The 16,168-nt window shown below is 66.9% G+C and carries 10 protein-coding genes and 1 rRNA gene; 8 read left to right on the top strand and 3 right to left on the bottom strand.

Annotation, left to right across the window (positions count from 1 at the left end; all coding sequences use genetic code 11):
* Positions 1-14: 14 nt before the first annotated feature.
* The 5 genes from rrf (at position 15) to AC57BR_RS16225 (ending at position 6,335) form a co-directional block, all read left to right on the top strand.
* Positions 15-131 (top strand): 5S ribosomal RNA (gene rrf, locus AC57BR_RS16205).
* Between the two features lie 552 nt (positions 132-683).
* The gene (locus tag AC57BR_RS16210; RefSeq protein WP_003803320.1) at positions 684-968 is read left to right on the top strand and encodes an HU family DNA-binding protein; all 285 of its coding nucleotides are present in this window, start codon (positions 684-686) and stop codon (positions 966-968) included.
* Between the two features lie 131 nt (positions 969-1,099).
* Positions 1,100-3,262: a bifunctional copper resistance protein CopD/cytochrome c oxidase assembly protein gene (locus AC57BR_RS16215; protein ID WP_496362338.1), complete on the top strand. Its 2,163-nt coding sequence runs from the start codon at positions 1,100-1,102 to the stop codon at positions 3,260-3,262.
* Positions 3,262-5,289, top strand: a complete 2,028-nt coding sequence (locus AC57BR_RS16220) for an NHL domain-containing thioredoxin family protein (protein WP_496362339.1) — start codon at positions 3,262-3,264, stop codon at positions 5,287-5,289. Before AC57BR_RS16215 ends, AC57BR_RS16220 begins: the two co-directional genes overlap by 1 nt.
* 209 nt (positions 5,290-5,498) lie before the next feature.
* Positions 5,499-6,335 carry a DUF559 domain-containing protein gene (locus AC57BR_RS16225; RefSeq protein WP_496362340.1) on the top strand — a complete coding sequence of 279 codons (837 nt, stop codon included), beginning with the start codon at positions 5,499-5,501 and terminating at the stop codon, positions 6,333-6,335.
* Positions 6,336-6,486: 151 nt separating this feature from the next.
* Here AC57BR_RS16225 and AC57BR_RS16230 read toward each other — a convergent pair whose 3' ends face one another.
* Together AC57BR_RS16230 and AC57BR_RS16235 are read right to left on the bottom strand one after the other, a co-directional pair.
* Complete coding sequence (locus AC57BR_RS16230; RefSeq protein WP_496362341.1) at positions 6,487-7,479, bottom strand: hypothetical protein; 993 nt, start codon at positions 7,477-7,479, stop codon at positions 6,487-6,489.
* Positions 7,480-7,608: 129 nt separating this feature from the next.
* Positions 7,609-9,327, bottom strand: a complete 1,719-nt coding sequence (locus AC57BR_RS16235; protein WP_496362342.1) for a helicase HerA-like domain-containing protein — start codon at positions 9,325-9,327, stop codon at positions 7,609-7,611.
* 153 nt (positions 9,328-9,480) lie between these two features.
* Between AC57BR_RS16235 and AC57BR_RS16240 the strand changes: the two genes are divergently transcribed.
* From AC57BR_RS16240 to AC57BR_RS16250, 3 genes are all read left to right on the top strand, one after another.
* The gene (locus AC57BR_RS16240) at positions 9,481-10,470 is read left to right on the top strand and encodes an LLM class flavin-dependent oxidoreductase (RefSeq protein ID WP_496362344.1); all 990 of its coding nucleotides are present in this window, start codon (positions 9,481-9,483) and stop codon (positions 10,468-10,470) included.
* A 377-nt stretch (positions 10,471-10,847) separates the two neighbouring features.
* A complete protein-coding gene (locus AC57BR_RS16245) occupies positions 10,848-12,170 on the top strand; it encodes a right-handed parallel beta-helix repeat-containing protein (protein WP_496362346.1) in 1,323 nt (440 codons plus the stop codon).
* A 128-nt stretch (positions 12,171-12,298) separates the two neighbouring features.
* Positions 12,299-14,971: a trehalase-like domain-containing protein gene (locus tag AC57BR_RS16250; RefSeq protein WP_496362348.1), complete on the top strand. Its 2,673-nt coding sequence runs from the start codon at positions 12,299-12,301 to the stop codon at positions 14,969-14,971.
* Positions 14,972-15,004: 33 nt separating this feature from the next.
* Here the strand turns inward: AC57BR_RS16250 and AC57BR_RS16255 are convergent, their stop codons facing one another.
* Entirely contained in the window at positions 15,005-16,126 is a 1,122-nt protein-coding gene (locus tag AC57BR_RS16255) for an FAD-dependent oxidoreductase (protein ID WP_496362350.1), read from the bottom strand.
* Positions 16,127-16,168: the final 42 nt, after the last annotated feature.

Below are 16,168 nucleotides of genomic sequence, written 5' to 3' on the forward strand. Positions count from 1 at the left end.
ACGGGACACAGGGTTACGGCGGTCATAGCGTGGGGGAAACGCCCGGTCCCATTCCGAACCCGGAAGCTAAGACCCACAGCGCCGATGGTACTGCACCCGGGAGGGTGTGGGAGAGTAGGTCACCGCCGGACAACCATTAGGTCGAGAGCCCCAACCAGTCATGGTTGGGGCTCTCCCGCATTTAACCCCGGTTTCCACACCCAGCCCCGGCCCCCCGGGCCCTGGCGCATACGCGCGGGCACGGGCCTGGGGTCGATAGGGTTCAACCAACGGCACCGCCCCTGCCGGACGTCCCGGCCCCCGCCCGCGAATACCGGCCCCAGCGCCAACAGCTGAGGAAGCGTCGGGATGGAAGCGACAGGACCTGAGGAAGCGTTGGGATGGAAGCGGCAGGACCTGAGGAAGCGTTGGGATGGAAGCGGCAGGACCTGAGGAAGCGTCGGGATGGAAGCGACAGGACCTGAGGAAGCGTCGGGATGGAAGCGGCAGGAACTGAGGAAGGATCCGGGTCGGAGGCCGCTTTTGACTGGAAATCCTTGAAATACCGGTGATTTAGGTCAAAAAGTCGCGGAAACACGCGGAATTTATCCCCCTCCCGGGTGCAAGCTGGTAAGTTTTCGAACAGTGGCTTGCACGCACGCCGCATGCAGGATCCAGAATCAAGAGCGTCCAGGAGGACATACATGGCTAAGAACCGTAGTGAACTTGTTTCAGAGGTAGCAGGCAAGGCCGGCACCAGCCAGGCAGCCGTCAACTCCGTGCTCGATGCACTGTTCGAGGTTTTCGAATCTTCTGTCGCCGCCGGCGAGAAGATCACCATCCCGGGCTGGCTCGCAGTTGAGCGCACCGACCGTGCAGCCCGTACCGGCCGCAACCCGCAGACCGGCGAGACCATCCAGATTGCAGCCGGCCACAGCGTCAAGCTGACCGCAGGCTCCAAGCTGAAGGCCGCTGTCTCCAAGAAGTAGTCTTTCGCAGCTCAGAGGAGCGGCAACCCACGGGTTGCCGCTCCTCTTGCTTTTAACCGTCGATGCGCCAAACCGTCGATCCGCCAAACCTTCGATTCGCCGCCTTGGCGACGGTAGCGGACAATGGATAGGTGCCCTCAGCAGCAAAACCCCTTACTCCGCAACCCGCGCCCGATTCGGGTACACGGGCCGCTGACAGTGCCTTCGGCATCCAGCGGGCCTGGCAGCTGGCCGGACTCGGTGCCCTCTTCCTGGGACTGGTGGCCGCCTTGCTGTTCTCCGGTGCCGCGGCCGCCCGCGAAGTTTCCGACCCCGGTGCGCTGGTGCGTTGGGGCCTGCCGGTCAGCAAAGCCATCCACAATGTCTCACTTGCCGCTGTAGTCGGCGGGCTCATCTTCGCTGCAGGCATCCTGCCGCACAAGCTCGGTGATGCGCGGTCGAAAGACAGTGACGCGCCCGAGCACCCCGCCTTCACCCGCGCCCTTGCCATCGCGGCGGCCGCAGGCGTGGCCTGGACGTTGTCCGCCATTGCCGTCCTGGTGCTGACGTACTCTGATGTGGCGGGGCAGGGCATTTCCGGGGATGCCGAATTCACCCGGGCCCTCGTGTACTTCATGACAGACATTGAAACCGGGCGCGCCTGGCTGGCCGTCACGATCATCGCAGCGGTCGTGACAACCGCTCTCTTCGGGGTGCGCTCCCTGACCGGCCTGGTGTTTACGCTGCTGCTGGCCTTGATCGGCCTGGTTCCCACCGCCCTGATCGGCCACTCCGCCAGCTCCAACGACCACGAGGGCGCCATCAACTCGCTGGGCCTGCACCTGGTAGGGGTCAGCGTCTGGGTGGGCGGCATTATCCTGCTCGCCCTCCTCTCCGGTACCCTCGCCCCGCGCAGCCAGGCCCGCAGCGGCCAGGCGTCCCAGCCGGGCGGCCACGACATCACCGAACCGGTCCTCCGCCGGTTCTCGTCACTCGCGGGGTTTGCATTTGCCCTGGTGTTCGCGTCGGGCGTCATCAACGCCAGCGTCCGCGTAACCAGCTGGGTTGACCTCTTCGGCTCGGCCTACGGGCAGCTGATCCTCGCGAAGTCCGCCGCCACACTGGTACTGGGCGGAATCGGCTTCATGCACCGGCAGTGGGTCATCCCGCAGCTGGCCCGTGCGGGGGCTGCCATGTCCGCGCGGCGCGTGCTCTGGCAGCTGATTCTCATCGAACTCCTCATTATGGGCGCCACGTCCGGCATCGCAGTCGCACTGGGCCGGTCAGCGCCGCCGGAACCAACAACCTATGCCGCGGATGCCTCGCCGGCATTCATCCTCTCCGGCTACGAGCTGCCCCCGGAACTGACGCCCGAACGCTGGCTCACCGAATGGCGCCTGGACTGGCTCTGGATCGCCGTCGTCATCTTCGGCCTGGTGTCCTACCTCCTGGGCGTGGCCAAGGTCCGGGCGCGCGGGGATAAGTGGGCCTGGTTCCGCACGACAAACTGGATCATCGGGCTGCTGGTGCTGACCTACATCACGTCGGGACCGCCGTCGGTATACGGCCGCGTACTGTTCTCAGCGCACATGGTGGACCATATGGCCCTCACGATGGTTGCCCCGATTTTCCTGGTGCTCGGCGCCCCCGTGACGCTTGCGCTCCGGGCCCTTCCGGCGCGGAAGGACGGGTCCCGCGGCCTCCGGGAATGGCTTCTGCTGTTCGTCCACTCGAAGTTCTCGCAGGTGGTCACCCACCCGCTGTTCGCCGCCGCCAACTTCGCCGGCTCCATCGTGCTGTTCTACTACTCGGACGCCTTCAGCCTCGCGATGCGCGAACACGTGGGCCACGAACTGATGAACCTGCACTTTGCGCTGACGGGGTACATCTTCGTGCTCAGCATGATCGGCACCGACCCGCTTCCCCGCCGCGCGCCGTACCCCCTGCGGCTCCTGCTCCTGCTCGCCACCATGGGGTTCCACGCCTTCTTCGGCGTGGCCATCATGGGCGGCACCAACCTGCTGGCCGCCGACTACTTCGGCAACCTCGGCCGCAGCTGGGGAGGCTCGGCCCTGCTGGACCAGCAAATGGGCGGTGCCGTGGCCTGGGGCATCGGCGAAGTGCCCACGCTACTGGTGGCGATCGGCGTCGCCATCATGTGGTCAAGATCCGATGAACGCGAAACCCGGCGCACCGACCGGGCCGCGGACAGGAATAACGACGCCGATCTCACCGCTTACAACGATATGTTTGCCAAATTGGCGGAACGCGACGCCAAGCTGGCTGAACGAAACTCAAAGCTGGAAGGACGCTGATGAGCGAAACCGTACGCACCCACCTCCGGGTCCGCGCCTCCGAACTGGTGGGCCGCAACTGGTTGAACACCGGCGGCAAGTCTTTGGACCTGGAAGCCCTGCGCGGCAAGATCGTGCTCCTGGACTTCTGGACCTTCTGCTGCATCAACTGCCTCCACGTGCTGGACGAGCTCCGCCCGCTGGAAGAAAAGTACTCCGACGTCCTGGTCACCGTGGGCGTGCACTCCCCGAAGTTTGAGCACGAGGCGGATCCCGTCGCGCTGGCCGCCGCCGTAGAGCGCTACGAGATCCACCACCCGGTCCTGGACGACCCCGAACTGGAAACGTGGAAGGCCTACACGGCCCGCGCGTGGCCCACGCTGGTGGTCATTGACCCCGAGGGCTACATCGTGGCGCACCTTTCGGGCGAAGGCCACGCTGACGGCCTCGGCGTGCTCATTCCCGAGCTGATCGCCGAGCACGAGGCCCGCGGCACCCTGCACCGCGGCAACGGCCCCTACGTGGCCCCGGAGCCGACGTCGGGAACTCTGCGCTTCCCGGGCAAGGCGCTCTACCTTCCGTCCGGCCGTGGTTCACTGTCTGCCAGTTCAGTGTCCGCCAGTTCAGCGCCCGACGCCGGTGCTGCCGCCGGCGCCGCTGGCGCGGGCGCCGCTGACGCCGGCACCTGGCTTGTCACAGATACCGGCCACCACCGCGTCCTGGAACTCGGCACCGACTTCCACACCGTGCTGAGCACGTACGGTTCCGGGGAGAAGGGCCACGCCGACGGCTCCGCCGGTACTGCCCGGTTCAACGAACCGCAGGGTCTTGTCCTGCTGCCGGAAGACGTGGCAGCGAAGACGGGCTACGACGTCGTAATTGCCGACTCCGTCAACCACCGCCTGCGGGGACTGTCGCTCGCAGACGGAACCGTCACCACCCTCGCCGGCAGCGGCGTGCAGCGGCTCCTGGAAACCGGACCCGCCCGCGTGGACGAGGACGCGGCCGGCTTCACCGGACGCCTCGGGGACCACCCCCTGGACGTGGCGCTCAGCTCGCCGTGGGATGTGGTCTGGTCCAGCAAGCTGAACGCCGTGGTGATCGCCATGGCCGGTGTGCACCAGATCTTCAGCTACGAGCCGCTCACCGGGGATGTCTCGATCGTCGCCGGCAACGGACTGGAAGGCCTGCTGGACGGGCCTGCCCACGAGGCCTGGTTCGCGCAGCCGTCAGGTCTGGCCGAGGACGCCGACGGAAACATCTGGGTGGCGGACTCCGAGACCTCTGCCCTGCGCAAGCTGGTGATCGGCGACGACGGAACAGTCACCGTTGAATCAGCGGTGGGCAAGGGCCTCTTCGACTTCGGCTTCCGCGACGGCGAGGCATCCGAGGCGCGCCTGCAGCATCCGCTGGGCGTCACCGTGCTGCCGGACGGGTCCGTGGCCATGGCCGACACCTACAACGGTGCTGTGCGCCGCTACGATCCGGCCGCCGGTACCGTGTCCACGCTGGCGCGGGGCCTGGCCGAGCCGTCGGATGTGATCGTCGACCACACCCAGGTGGCCGGCTCCGAGCCGCTGCTGGTAGTGGTGGAAGCGAACAAGCACCAGCTTGTGTACGTGCCCATCCCCAAGGAAGCCCAGCAGGTGGACGAGGGCGCTGCCCAGACGCACCGGCCCAAGAGCCCTGTGGCGCCCGGGCTGCTGGAGCTCACGGTCCGCTTCACGGCGCCTACCGGCCAGAAACTCGATGACCGCTGGGGCGACCCCACCCAGCTGAAGATCTCCTCCACCCCGCCGGAGCTGCTCGTGTCCGGCGGCGGGACCTCCGTGGGCCTGCTCCGTACGCTCGAGCTGGCCTCCGACGTTCCGGAGGGCATCCTGCACATTACGGCCCGCGCGGCTGCCTGTGACGGCCCCGAAACCGAAGACGGCGAGATCCCCGACCACGCCGCCTGCCACCTGTACCAGCAGGACTGGGGCATTCCCGTGGTGCTGCAGGCCGACGGCGACACCGACCTGGTGCTGGACCTGCGCGGCATGGACTAATCCCAGCGGTTGCATCGGCTGCCGTTCGTGGACGCTACTTCGGCGTCACGGCCGGCAGCCTTTTGCGTATGCAGGGGGAGGCGCGCGCCGGAAACTCGCGGGCCGTGGGCAGCCCAAGACTCAAAAACTTGCCCAGCGTGACGGCCCGGAAGTCCACATACAGGAAATGGCTGGTACTTGGGCGTCCGTTGCGCGTGCACGATGGCGGCATGGACGTTATTCGCGCGCTCACCGTATGCGGCGGCGTGGCCAGGCGGCCGGTGCTGGCCGGTCTTGGGGTCAGCGATGCTGCCCTGCGCAGGGCGGTACGTGCAGGTCTCCTGCAGCCTGCCCGCGGGATCTATGCCCTTCCCTCTGCGGCTCCGGCCGACGTGGCGCTGCTCGTTCGACGGCAACTCCTTACCTGCATCAGCGCGGCGCCGTTCTACGGGCTGTGGGCTGTGGCGCCAGCTGAGCTGCTGCATGTCCACCACCGCCGGGACATAGCTGCTGAGGGCGAGGTGGCTCACCGGGAACTAAGCCTGCCGCCGCACCCACACCGTCCCGTCGCAGCCCTGGGCGACGTCCTGATCCACGCACTGCGCTGCCTGCCTCCACGGGAGTCGCTCGTGATGGTGGAGTGCGCAGTGGGACGGGGAGACATGTCCTTGCAGTTCCTGCAGCAGCGGTTGCCGGGCAAGCGAAACGGCAAGGCCCGTCAGGTGCTGCGTTGGGTGGACCGGGGCGCCGAGTCGCTCCTCGAAACGTTGGCCCGGACAACGTTTCGCAAGGCCGGCATCCACGCCGAGGCTCAGGTGTATATCGAAGGAGTTGGCTATGTTGACCTGCTGCTTGAGGGCTGGCTCGTGGTGGAACTCGACGGCAGGCAGCATAGCGACTGGACGCAGGTGAAGAAGGACCACCAACGGAATAACAGGTCGGTGGTCCAGGGGTACACGGTGCTTCGCTACTATTACGCAGACGTGATCCACCGGCCCGAACATATGTTGGCCGAGGTCCAGGCAGTCCTCGCGGGGCGAGGGGGAGCGCGGCCGGCATCCCGGTGAGCAGGGCAGCCGTCACGCCACGCGGGTTTTTGACCGGAGAGGATGAATTGCGCCTTGGATTGGCGCGTTGTACGGGGTGAGGTGCGTGAAAAAGCTGCTCTGCGTGACGTGACGGAGGGTGCGGACGTCGTGCACGACCCGGACGCCGCCCCTAGAACGTGAGCAGGGGCGTGACCTTGATGGTGTCGCCATCGATGTCCAGTCGCGTGGTGAAGCTGAAATCGTGCTCCACGTCCAGGGGCGAGACGGCTCCGGTGAACAGATCGATCTGCTCGGCCGTGATCTTTGCCTTGCCGTCCAGCGGCGCCACCACCCACCTGCCGTCGAAAGGTTCGATGGTGATTTTCGGGTACTCGGTGATGCTCCACTTGATGGTCCCGTCCACCACGCGGTTGTTGGTCACATGGTAGAACGGGCAGTCGGGTTGGAGCTTTTGCTGCTTGCCGGCTTCCGCCGCGCACTTGTCGAGGAACTCCTTGACCCGGGCGGACACCGCCTGGTTGAGTTCATCCGTGGCGTGCGTCAGCAGGTTCAGCGGGGCAGCGGGAGCTTCCCGTCCGGAGACGGTGGCCCGCGTGGGGGGAGCTGCGAAGTATTGGCCGTTGAGGGACGCCTCGTACTCGCCCGGGTAGAACACCGCGAAGCTGTTGTGGCCGCCGGGCATGTTCACCGGCACGCCGTTCATCGTTGCCTCGCTGGAGTTCACCACCGTCACGTCGACGGTGGGCAGGGTGGTCGGCACGAAGGACCACTTGTGGAAGAACAGCCATTCGGTGCCGGTGCTCTCCAGCAGGAACTCGGTATGCAGCTGGCTGCCGTCGATGGTGTAGTCCATCGGCACCATCACCCGGTTGCCGCCGCGCCCTACGGCGGCGCCGAGCTTGACGTTCGTGATCCGCGATGCCGACGTCTGCAGGGCAGTTCCGTCGAGCATGGCGGCGTCGGCATCCGGCACCGACGCGCGGAGCAGGCCAAGCGCCCGCTCGCCTTCGCCGTGCTGCAGGGCCTCCAGATATTCGCGCACGGGCTGCTGCGGACTGGCCACGGAGGAGTTGACCAGATTGACCGAAACGATGGCGCCAACGATGGCAAGCATGAGGCCCAGCAGCCATCCGGCCGCCGCTTTTACCAACGCTTGACTCATTTGCACGCACCCCACGTTACCTGCAACGCCACGCAACTCTGGAGTTGCGCCAGTCCCCATGACGCCCGCCCAGGGCGCAGGAATGCCCGACGGCGGGGCCCCACCCGCCGCTTTCGGCGCTACCTTCAGCTACCGGCGGCGCCGGGACGAGGTGCCGAAAACGCCCCGCAGGAGTTCCCGGCCAAGCTGCGTTCCCACGGACCTGGCCATGCTTTTCAGGCCGCTGCCAAGGACCCCGCCGAGGGCGCCGGTGATGTCGTCCATCATGCCGCCGGACTGGGGAGCCTGGCGCCTGGCCGGGGGCGGCGGTACGGACCCCTGCCCGCTACTGGGCTGTCCGGGGTGGGGCTGCCTGCTGCTGGGACGGCCGAGGATCTCCTCCTCGATGCGGCGGGCTTCGTCGTCGATGGCTGTCGGGTCAGGACTGCCCGGGGCGAACACTTCGGGTGACGGCACCGGCGGCTGGCCGGGTGCCGCGGCGCCTGTGGACGCCCCGGCCTTGCCGGTCAGCTTCTCGTACGCTGAGACGTTGTCCACCGCAGTGCCATACTTTGCGAGCAGCGCGGACCCCGCCACGGTGCTCCTGACCAGTTCGACGGCGCTGGGGCCCATGACGGACTCCGGCGCCCGGAGGCGGGTCAGGGCAACCGGCGTCGGGGCTCCTCTCTCGTTCATCACGGTGATCACGGCTTCGCCGATGCCTGCGGAGGTCAGGGTTTCCTCGAGGTCGTAGTCGCTGACCGGGAACGTGGAGATGGTGGCCTTGAGCGCCTTCGCATCCTCCGGCGTGAAAGCCCTGAGGGCGTGCTGAACGCGGTTGGCCAGCTGCCCGAGGACGTCCGCGGGGACATCCTTGGGGGTCTGCGTGACGAAGAAAATGCCCACTCCCTTGGAGCGGATCAGCCGGACGGTGGTGGTGATGGCTTCCAGGAAAGCCTTGGAGGCGTCGTTGAAGAGCAGATGTGCCTCGTCCAGGAAGAACACGAGCTTGGGTTTGTCGAGGTCTCCGGCTTCGGGCAGGTCCTCGAACAGGTCCGCGAGCAGCCACATGAGGAAGGTGGAGAAAACCATCGGCTTGGTCTGCAGGGTGGGCAGCTCCAGGCAGCTGATGACGCCACGCCCGTCAGGCGCGGTGCGGAGCAGCTCGGCGGTGTCGAACTCGGGCTCGCCGAAGAAACGTTCCATGCCCTGCGCCTCGAGAGTCACCAGCTCGCGCAGGATGACGCCGGCAGTGGACTTGGACAGGCCGCCCAGCTCCTTGAGCGCTTCCTTGCCCTCATCGGAGATCAGGAACTGGATGACGGCCCGGAGGTCCTTCAGGTCCACCAGCTCAAGGTCGTTCTTGTCCGCAAAGTGGAACACGAGCTGGAGGCTGGATTCCTGCGTGTCGTTGAGCTCCAGGACCCGGGAGAGCAGGATGGGCCCGAACGAGGTAATCGTGGCGCGGACCGGTATGCCGCCGCCGTCCCCGCCAAGGGCCAGGAACTCCACCGGAAACGTCTTCCCGGACCAGGCCTGCCCGATGCTCTCGGTCCGCTTGGCCAGCTTGTCACTTCCGGTCGCCGCCGTGGCAAGCCCGGAGAGGTCGCCCTTGATATCCGCCAGGAACACGGGCACGCCTGCGGTGGAGAGCTGTTCCGCCATCATGTGCAGGGTGACGGTCTTGCCCGTGCCGGTGGCGCCGGCCACCAGCCCGTGCCGGTTCATCATGGACAGCGGCAGCCGGACGGGAGCGTCCTTGTGCAGTTCGCCGTCCACGATGGCGGCGCCCAGCTCGATGGTGGCACCCTCCAGGGCATAGCCCTTTTGGATGGTGGCTACTTTATCTGCGGTGGACTTGTTGGCCATGCCGCCAGCATAGCCGGACGTGCATGGACGGGATATGTGGACAGCGTCACCGCCGCGGAAAGAAATATCCCGGGCTCCGCCGTCGTTATTCCCAACGTGCCGGACCACTGCGGGGCCGGCAGCTCGCAACCCCCTACGAAAGGCCGTCCTGCCGTGACTGTTCCCCTCTCCATCCTCGACCTGGCAACCATCGGCAAGGGCCAGACGGCGGCGGAGAGCTTTGCCGGGAGCGTCGCCATGGCCCAGCTGGCCGAAAAGCTCGGGTACCGGCGCGTCTGGTACGCCGAGCACCACAACATGTCCTCGATTGCGTCCTCGGCCACGAGCGTCCTGATCGCGCATGTCGCCGCCCACACCCACACCATCCGTCTGGGCGCCGGCGGAGTGATGCTGCCCAACCATTCCCCGCTCACCATCGCCGAGCAGTTCGGCACGCTGGAGACCCTGCATCCCGGCCGTATTGACCTGGGTCTCGGCCGTGCGCCCGGCAGCGACCAGAACACCATGCGGGCGCTGCGACGCGACCCGCATGCGGCCGACACCTTCCCGCAGGACGTCCTGGAACTGCAGGGCTACCTCACCGGGCCCACCCGCGTCCAGGGCGTCGAGGCCACGCCGGGCAGGGGAACCAACGTGCCCCTCTACATCCTGGGGTCCTCCCTCTTCGGAGCACGGCTGGCGGCGCAGCTGGGGCTGCCGTACGCCTTCGCCTCCCACTTCGCCCCGAACGCGCTGCAGGACGCCGTCGCCGTGTACCGCCGGGAGTTCAAGCCGTCAGAGCAGCTGGCCGCGCCGCACGTCATCGCAGGCGTCAACGTGGTGGCCGCCGATGCTGCCTCGGACGCCCAGGAGATGCTGCGCGCCACGATGCGTGCCCGCGTCTCACTGTTCTTCGGCGGTGGGCGGCAATTCACCGACGACGAAGCGGACATGATCCTGGACTCGCCGCAGGGACAGCACGTCTCGCAGATGATGAAGTACTCGGCCGTGGGCACCCCGGACGTCGTGCTGGACTACCTGGACGGCTTTGCCCGGCACGCCGACGCCGATGAGCTGATCGTGGCGCACCAGAGCACCGGTACTTCAGAACGGCTGCGCTCCGTTGAGCTCCTTGCTGAGGTAGCCGGACTGGTCAGCGTCTGAACCTAACGGAAAGAAATATTAGCCCGCTCCGGTGGTTGCGCTTTGACTAAACCTGCAGGTCAACGCCTGGAGCGGGAAATGACAGCCGCATAATGGAGCATTCAGTGCGTCATTATTCAGCTGATTTCTTTTGACTTCGGCCGGGGCGGAACCTAGCTTTAAGTCCGCAAGGTCTCAATCTAAACACTCATTGCCGGCTGGGTTGAATGTAGCGGTCTCAAATCACTACACGCCGTTGTCCCGCTCCGGATGCCGCGAGCAGGGGTAATTCGGTGTGCCTGATCTGAATTCACCGGACCGTGCGAGGGGTGCTCTATGAAAAAGGCATTGCTCTGCCACAAAGCACTTCCCGCCATTGATCAGATGCAGGTAAAAATATGAAGATCAAGTCTCCGGCCGCCGCGACTCTCGCGACCTTCCTCATGGTCAGCGGATTAATTGCCGGAGCTGCTGCTCCGGCGTCCGCCGCGGGCACCACATACTATGTCAGCGCCGCCGGCAGTGACAGCAATTCCGGCACGGCCGGCACGTCCGCATGGAAGACGCTGTCCAGGGTCAACCAGGCGGTCCTCAAGCCCGGTGACACGGTCAGTTTCCGCCGGGGCGACACCTTCAGTGGCGGCGTCGTCACCGCACAAAGCGGAACCTCCACCGCCCCCATCACACTGAACAGCTATGGCACGGGCAATGCCCCCGTCGTCACCGGCGGAAAATCCGGAAACTGCATCCGGATCAATGGCAACTACACCACAGTTGAGGGTCTCCGCGCGGTGGCCTGCGGCTACGCCGGAATCAGTGTCACCGGCGACCGCAATACTGTTAGGAACTCCAGCGCGGCCAACAACGCCGTTGGGCTTAAGGTGGGCACCGGGTCTGATTTCGGCAAATACACGGGAAATTCGCTCACCGGCAACAACGTGATGAATGTGAATACGCCGGGCACTAATTGCGGAACGTCGGCCGCCGTGAACTGCAGCGACGACTCGGGGGCTTTTGGCGTCCTGATCAACGGCAGCGACAACGAGTTTTCCGGCAACACCGTCAGCGGGTCCACCGGCAAGTCCTACGACTACAACCAGGACGGCGGTGCGTTCGAAATCTACAACGGGAACCGCAACAACATCCACCACAACGTGTCGCTGGACAACAACAACTTCTCCGAACTTGGAAAGTCCTCGGGAACGGCGGACGGCAACACGTTCCGGTACAACCTCATCCGCTCAACCTGCGGCGCCAACTGCTCCGAGGCCAAGGGCCTCATTGCCCGTGGAAACGGAACATCGTTCGGTCCCACCAATGGCACCGTTTTTGAGTTCAACACGGTCTACCTGAACGGCACCCAGTCGCAGGCGGTCGTGTGCCACGCGACCTGCCCGGCCTCAACGGTAATCCGTGCCAACATCCTGGTGGGGGTCAAGAACTCGCTGTGGATCAACGGTTCCGGCTGGACCGAGAAGCAGAACGTGCTGAACGGACCCGTCAACATCACCCCGAACAGCACATCGAGCACGGCGCCCGCCCGCTTCGCCAGTGCACCCGCGGACCTCCGCCTGACGGGCACGAGTCCGGCCATCGACAGGGCCGGCACCACGCCGTACACGGTGGACCTCATGAAAGCCCCTTCCGTGCAGAACGGGGACTGCGCGGGAACGGCCGCTGCCGATGCCGGAGCCTACGAATACGATTCGCCCAACTGCTGACCCGGCTGGCCGGAACAAAGCCCACAAAGTTACACGAACGCAATGACGGGGATATTCGGGGGAAACGGCCGCGGCGGACACTTTAGGTGTCCAGTACCGATTGGGGATGATCCGAAGGATTGCCGCGCATGCCCACTCCGCTTAACCAGACGGTGGCCGATTCCGCACTGCTGACCAAATCCTTGCCGCTGGGCCTGTTGCGGGCCTTCGTCCAAACAGAGGCGGCCGACGACGGGCTCACCCCCCAACTGCTCGGCGAACTTAAGATTCTGGCCCGGACGCCGGGACTGCTCGTCGCCTGCAATTACGGTGGGACCCTGTGCGCCGCAGAAGGCATCTCCACGGAAACACTGCCGCTCGGCAGTGCTGCGATTGCCCTCAGGGCACTGGCAGCCCTGCCCAACACGCATGCCGCGGTCATCTCCGGACGGTCGCTGCGCGACCTGGCCGCGGTTTCCAGGCTTCCCGCGGAGGTCCACCTGGTGGGTTCGCACGGGGCGGAGTTCGACATGGGATTCGCGCACGGACTGTCCCTGTCCACCGAATCCGTGCTGCAGCAGGCCAACCAGGCCCTGCTTGAAGCCGTGGGAGCCTACAAGGGAATCACCATCGAACGGAAGCCCGTCGCGGTCTCTGTCCACACCAGGTCCGCCGCCCCGGACGTCGCGGCCAAATGTGCCGGGAAGGCCGAGGAGGTTGCCCGGGCCCTCGGGCTGTTCTTCATTGTGGACGGCTCCGTCCTGGACCTGTCCGTGGTGCAGCCCTCCAAGGCCGATGCCCTGGACCACCTGCGGGCACGCCTGGGTGTGAGCGCCGCGCTGTACGCGGGGGATGCCGTGAGCGACGAACTGGCCATGGCCACGCTGCGCGGCCCGGACATGGGTATGTGGGTGGGGGACCTGCCGTCGCCGGCCAAGCACCGGCTGAAGGATCCGGAATCGTTCGCCCGTGTGCTCGGAATCCTCTTTGAGTTGCGCCGCGCCTGGCTTTTCGGTGAGGACGCCGTCGGCCTGGAGCGGCACTCGATGATCGGGAACGGTTCGTCCACGGCACTGGTGACGCCCGAGGCAAAGATCTGCTGGATGAGCCACCCGCTGCCGGACTCGGGCTCCCTCTTTGCCCACATCCTGGGTGGCGACGCCGCCGGTCACTTCTCTGTGGAACCGGTCAAGGCGTCGCGGGTGCTGGGCCAGCGGTACGTGGACAGCACGATGATCGTGGAAACCCGGTGGGCGGACCTCACCGTCACCGACTATCTTGAGCCCGCCCCGGAAGGGATCACCAGCCTGGTCCGGGTGCTGTCCGGCACCGGTGTGGCCCGGATCGTTTTCGCCCCCCGGCCGGATTATGCCAACGCGCCCTTCAGCATGGAGGCACGCGGCGGCGAGCTTCACGTCGTCGGCACCTCCGACCCCATCATCCTGCTGGCGCCGGACGTCAGCTTCACCATCACCTCGGACGGGCGGCACGCAACGGCCACCGCCGAGGTTAACCTGCAGCGCGGACCGGTTGTCCTCAACCTCCGGTGCGGCGACACGGAGCCCCAGCAGCTGTCCTGGCGGGACAAAGCGGGGACGGACGAGGCGGTGCCGGACGTAGCGGCGACGGAAGAAGCAGACCGCAGGGCCGCCGTCGCCCATCACTCCCGCCACTGGGTGCAGGGCCTGACGCTGCCGTCCGTCAAGCCGTCCCTCGTGCGGCGCTCGGCGCTGGTGCTGCGCGCGCTGGTCCACGAGCCCACCGGCGCGGTGCTGGCGGCCCCTACCACGTCCCTTCCGGAGGGCATCGGCGGGACCCGCAACTGGGATTACCGCTACTGCTGGCTGCGCGACGGCTCCATGACCGTCAGCGCCCTGGTGGATCTGGGGTCAACGGTGGAGGCGGACGGTTTCCTCAGGTGGCTGACCGGTATCCTGGCCAACGCGCCGGGGCCGGAGTGGCTGCATCCGCTGTATTCCGTCACCGGCGCGCCACTGTCCACGGAGGCCATCATCGAGAGCCTGCCCGGATATGCGGGCTCGCGTCCCGTGCGGATCGGCAACGCCGCGGACCACCAGGTCCAGCTGGATGTCTTTGGCCCGATCGCCGAGCTGGTCCACGGGCTGAGTGAGTCCCGGGGTTCGCTGGCGGACGAGCACTGGGAGCTGCTGGTCCAGATGGCCAGTGCCGTGCTGGCGCGGTGGCATGAGGCGGACCACGGCATCTGGGAGGCGCGCCGCGCACCGCGGCACCACGTCTACACCAAGGTGATGTGCTGGGTCACGCTGGACCGCGCGCTCCGCACCGCCGCACGCCACGGCCGCAGCCCCGAGCCTGCCTGGGCGGACACGGCCGCGACCATCCGGAACGAGGTGCTCCGCGAGGGGTGGGACCACAGCGCGGCGTCCTACACGGTCGCCTACGACAGCCCCGACCTTGACGCCGCGGTCCTGCACATCGGACTGTCCGGCCTGCTCGACGCCACCGACCAGCGGTTCCTGGACACCGTCACCGCGGTGGAGCGGGAACTCCGTGTGGGCCCCACGGTCTTCCGGTACAAATACGACGACGGGCTGCCGGGCCTGGAGGGCGGCTTCCACATCTGCACCACCTGGCTGATCGAGGCGTATGTGGCGGTGGGCCGGATCGCCGAAGCCTGGGACCTCTTCGACCAGCTGGTCAACCTGTTCGGACCCACCGGGCTGCTGCCGGAGGAGTATGACCCCGGCACCGAGACGCACCTGGGGAACCACCCGCAGGCGTACTCACACCTCGGGTTCATCCGCTGCGCCCGGCTCCTGGACCGGCACCAGCGGAGCTGAACCCAGGGGCTGCGAGGTCCAGGGACGGGAGCTCTAGGCGCGGGAGGCCGCGAAGATTTTCGGTGCCGGGCCGTCGCCGGTGGCGAGGTCCGCGAGGATCCGGCCCACCACCGGCGTGAACTTGAAGCCGTGCCCGGCGAAGCCCGCCCCGATGACGACGGGGCCGACCCGGTCCAGCACGAAGTTGTGGTCCGGGGCGGTCGTGTAGGTGCAGCTGATGTCGGTCATGGCGTCGGCGTCCACGCCGGGCAGCCAGTCCCGCGCGTACTGCTGCAGGGCTGCGCGCTGGCGCGGTTCGGGCAGGTAGGACCTCCGGTCCGGGTCCACCACCGGCCCCACGCCGTGCCAGCCCGCCTTGACGCCCTCGCCGGGTGTCAGCATGCCGTACACGGGGGAGTAGAAGCCCGCGTAGTCCCCGCCCTCGCCGGGGAAGTGGTTGAAGCCCGGCCAAGCGGCGCCGTCGTCGGTGATGCCGAAGTGGGCCGGCTGCTCCTGCGTGACGGTCAGGCGCGGCGTGGCGACTGAGGCTGCGAGCAGCTTGGACGTCCAGCCGCCTGCGGTGACCACAGCCTGCCGGGCGGTGAGCACCTCCGTCCGCCCGCCGTCGTCCACGGTGAGCCGGACGCCGTCGTCGAGTATTTCCAGCCCCACAACCCTCACGCCGTGCCGAATGGCCGCGCCGTTCCGTGCCGCGAGCCGCTGGAACGCCGGGAGGGCGGCCTCGGGGTTGAGCTGGCCGCCGTCGGGCATGTGAAGAACCTGCTGGTCGAAGCGGATGCCACGCCAGCGCTCGCCGGCTTCGGCGAGCGGAACGAAGTCGGCCCGGAGGCCGGCGCTGTTCAGTGCTGCGTGGATGTCGCCGATGCGGGGGTCGGGGCCGTGGTTGACGACGCCGGTGCGCGCCAGCATCCGCTCGCCGCTCTCGTCTTCGAGCTCGGCCCAGAGCTTCAGCGTTTCGGCCAGCATGGTGACGTACTCGGGTTCGGCGTAGGAGAGGCTCAGGTTCCGCGTTGCGCCGTGCGAGGCACCCTTATGGTGGCCGGGCGTGAACTGCTCGAGCAGGGTCACGTCGCGCCCCCGTGCGGCCAGCGCCCAGGCGGCAGCGGAACCCATGGCTCCGCCTCCGATGATCACGGTGTCCAGGGTGGTGTTCAAGGTTTCCTCCAGTTCGGGCGGCAGCCGCGGGGCGGTCAGGGA

The organism is Arthrobacter sp. BGA-UO-ETr-C19, from assembly GCF_059568005.1.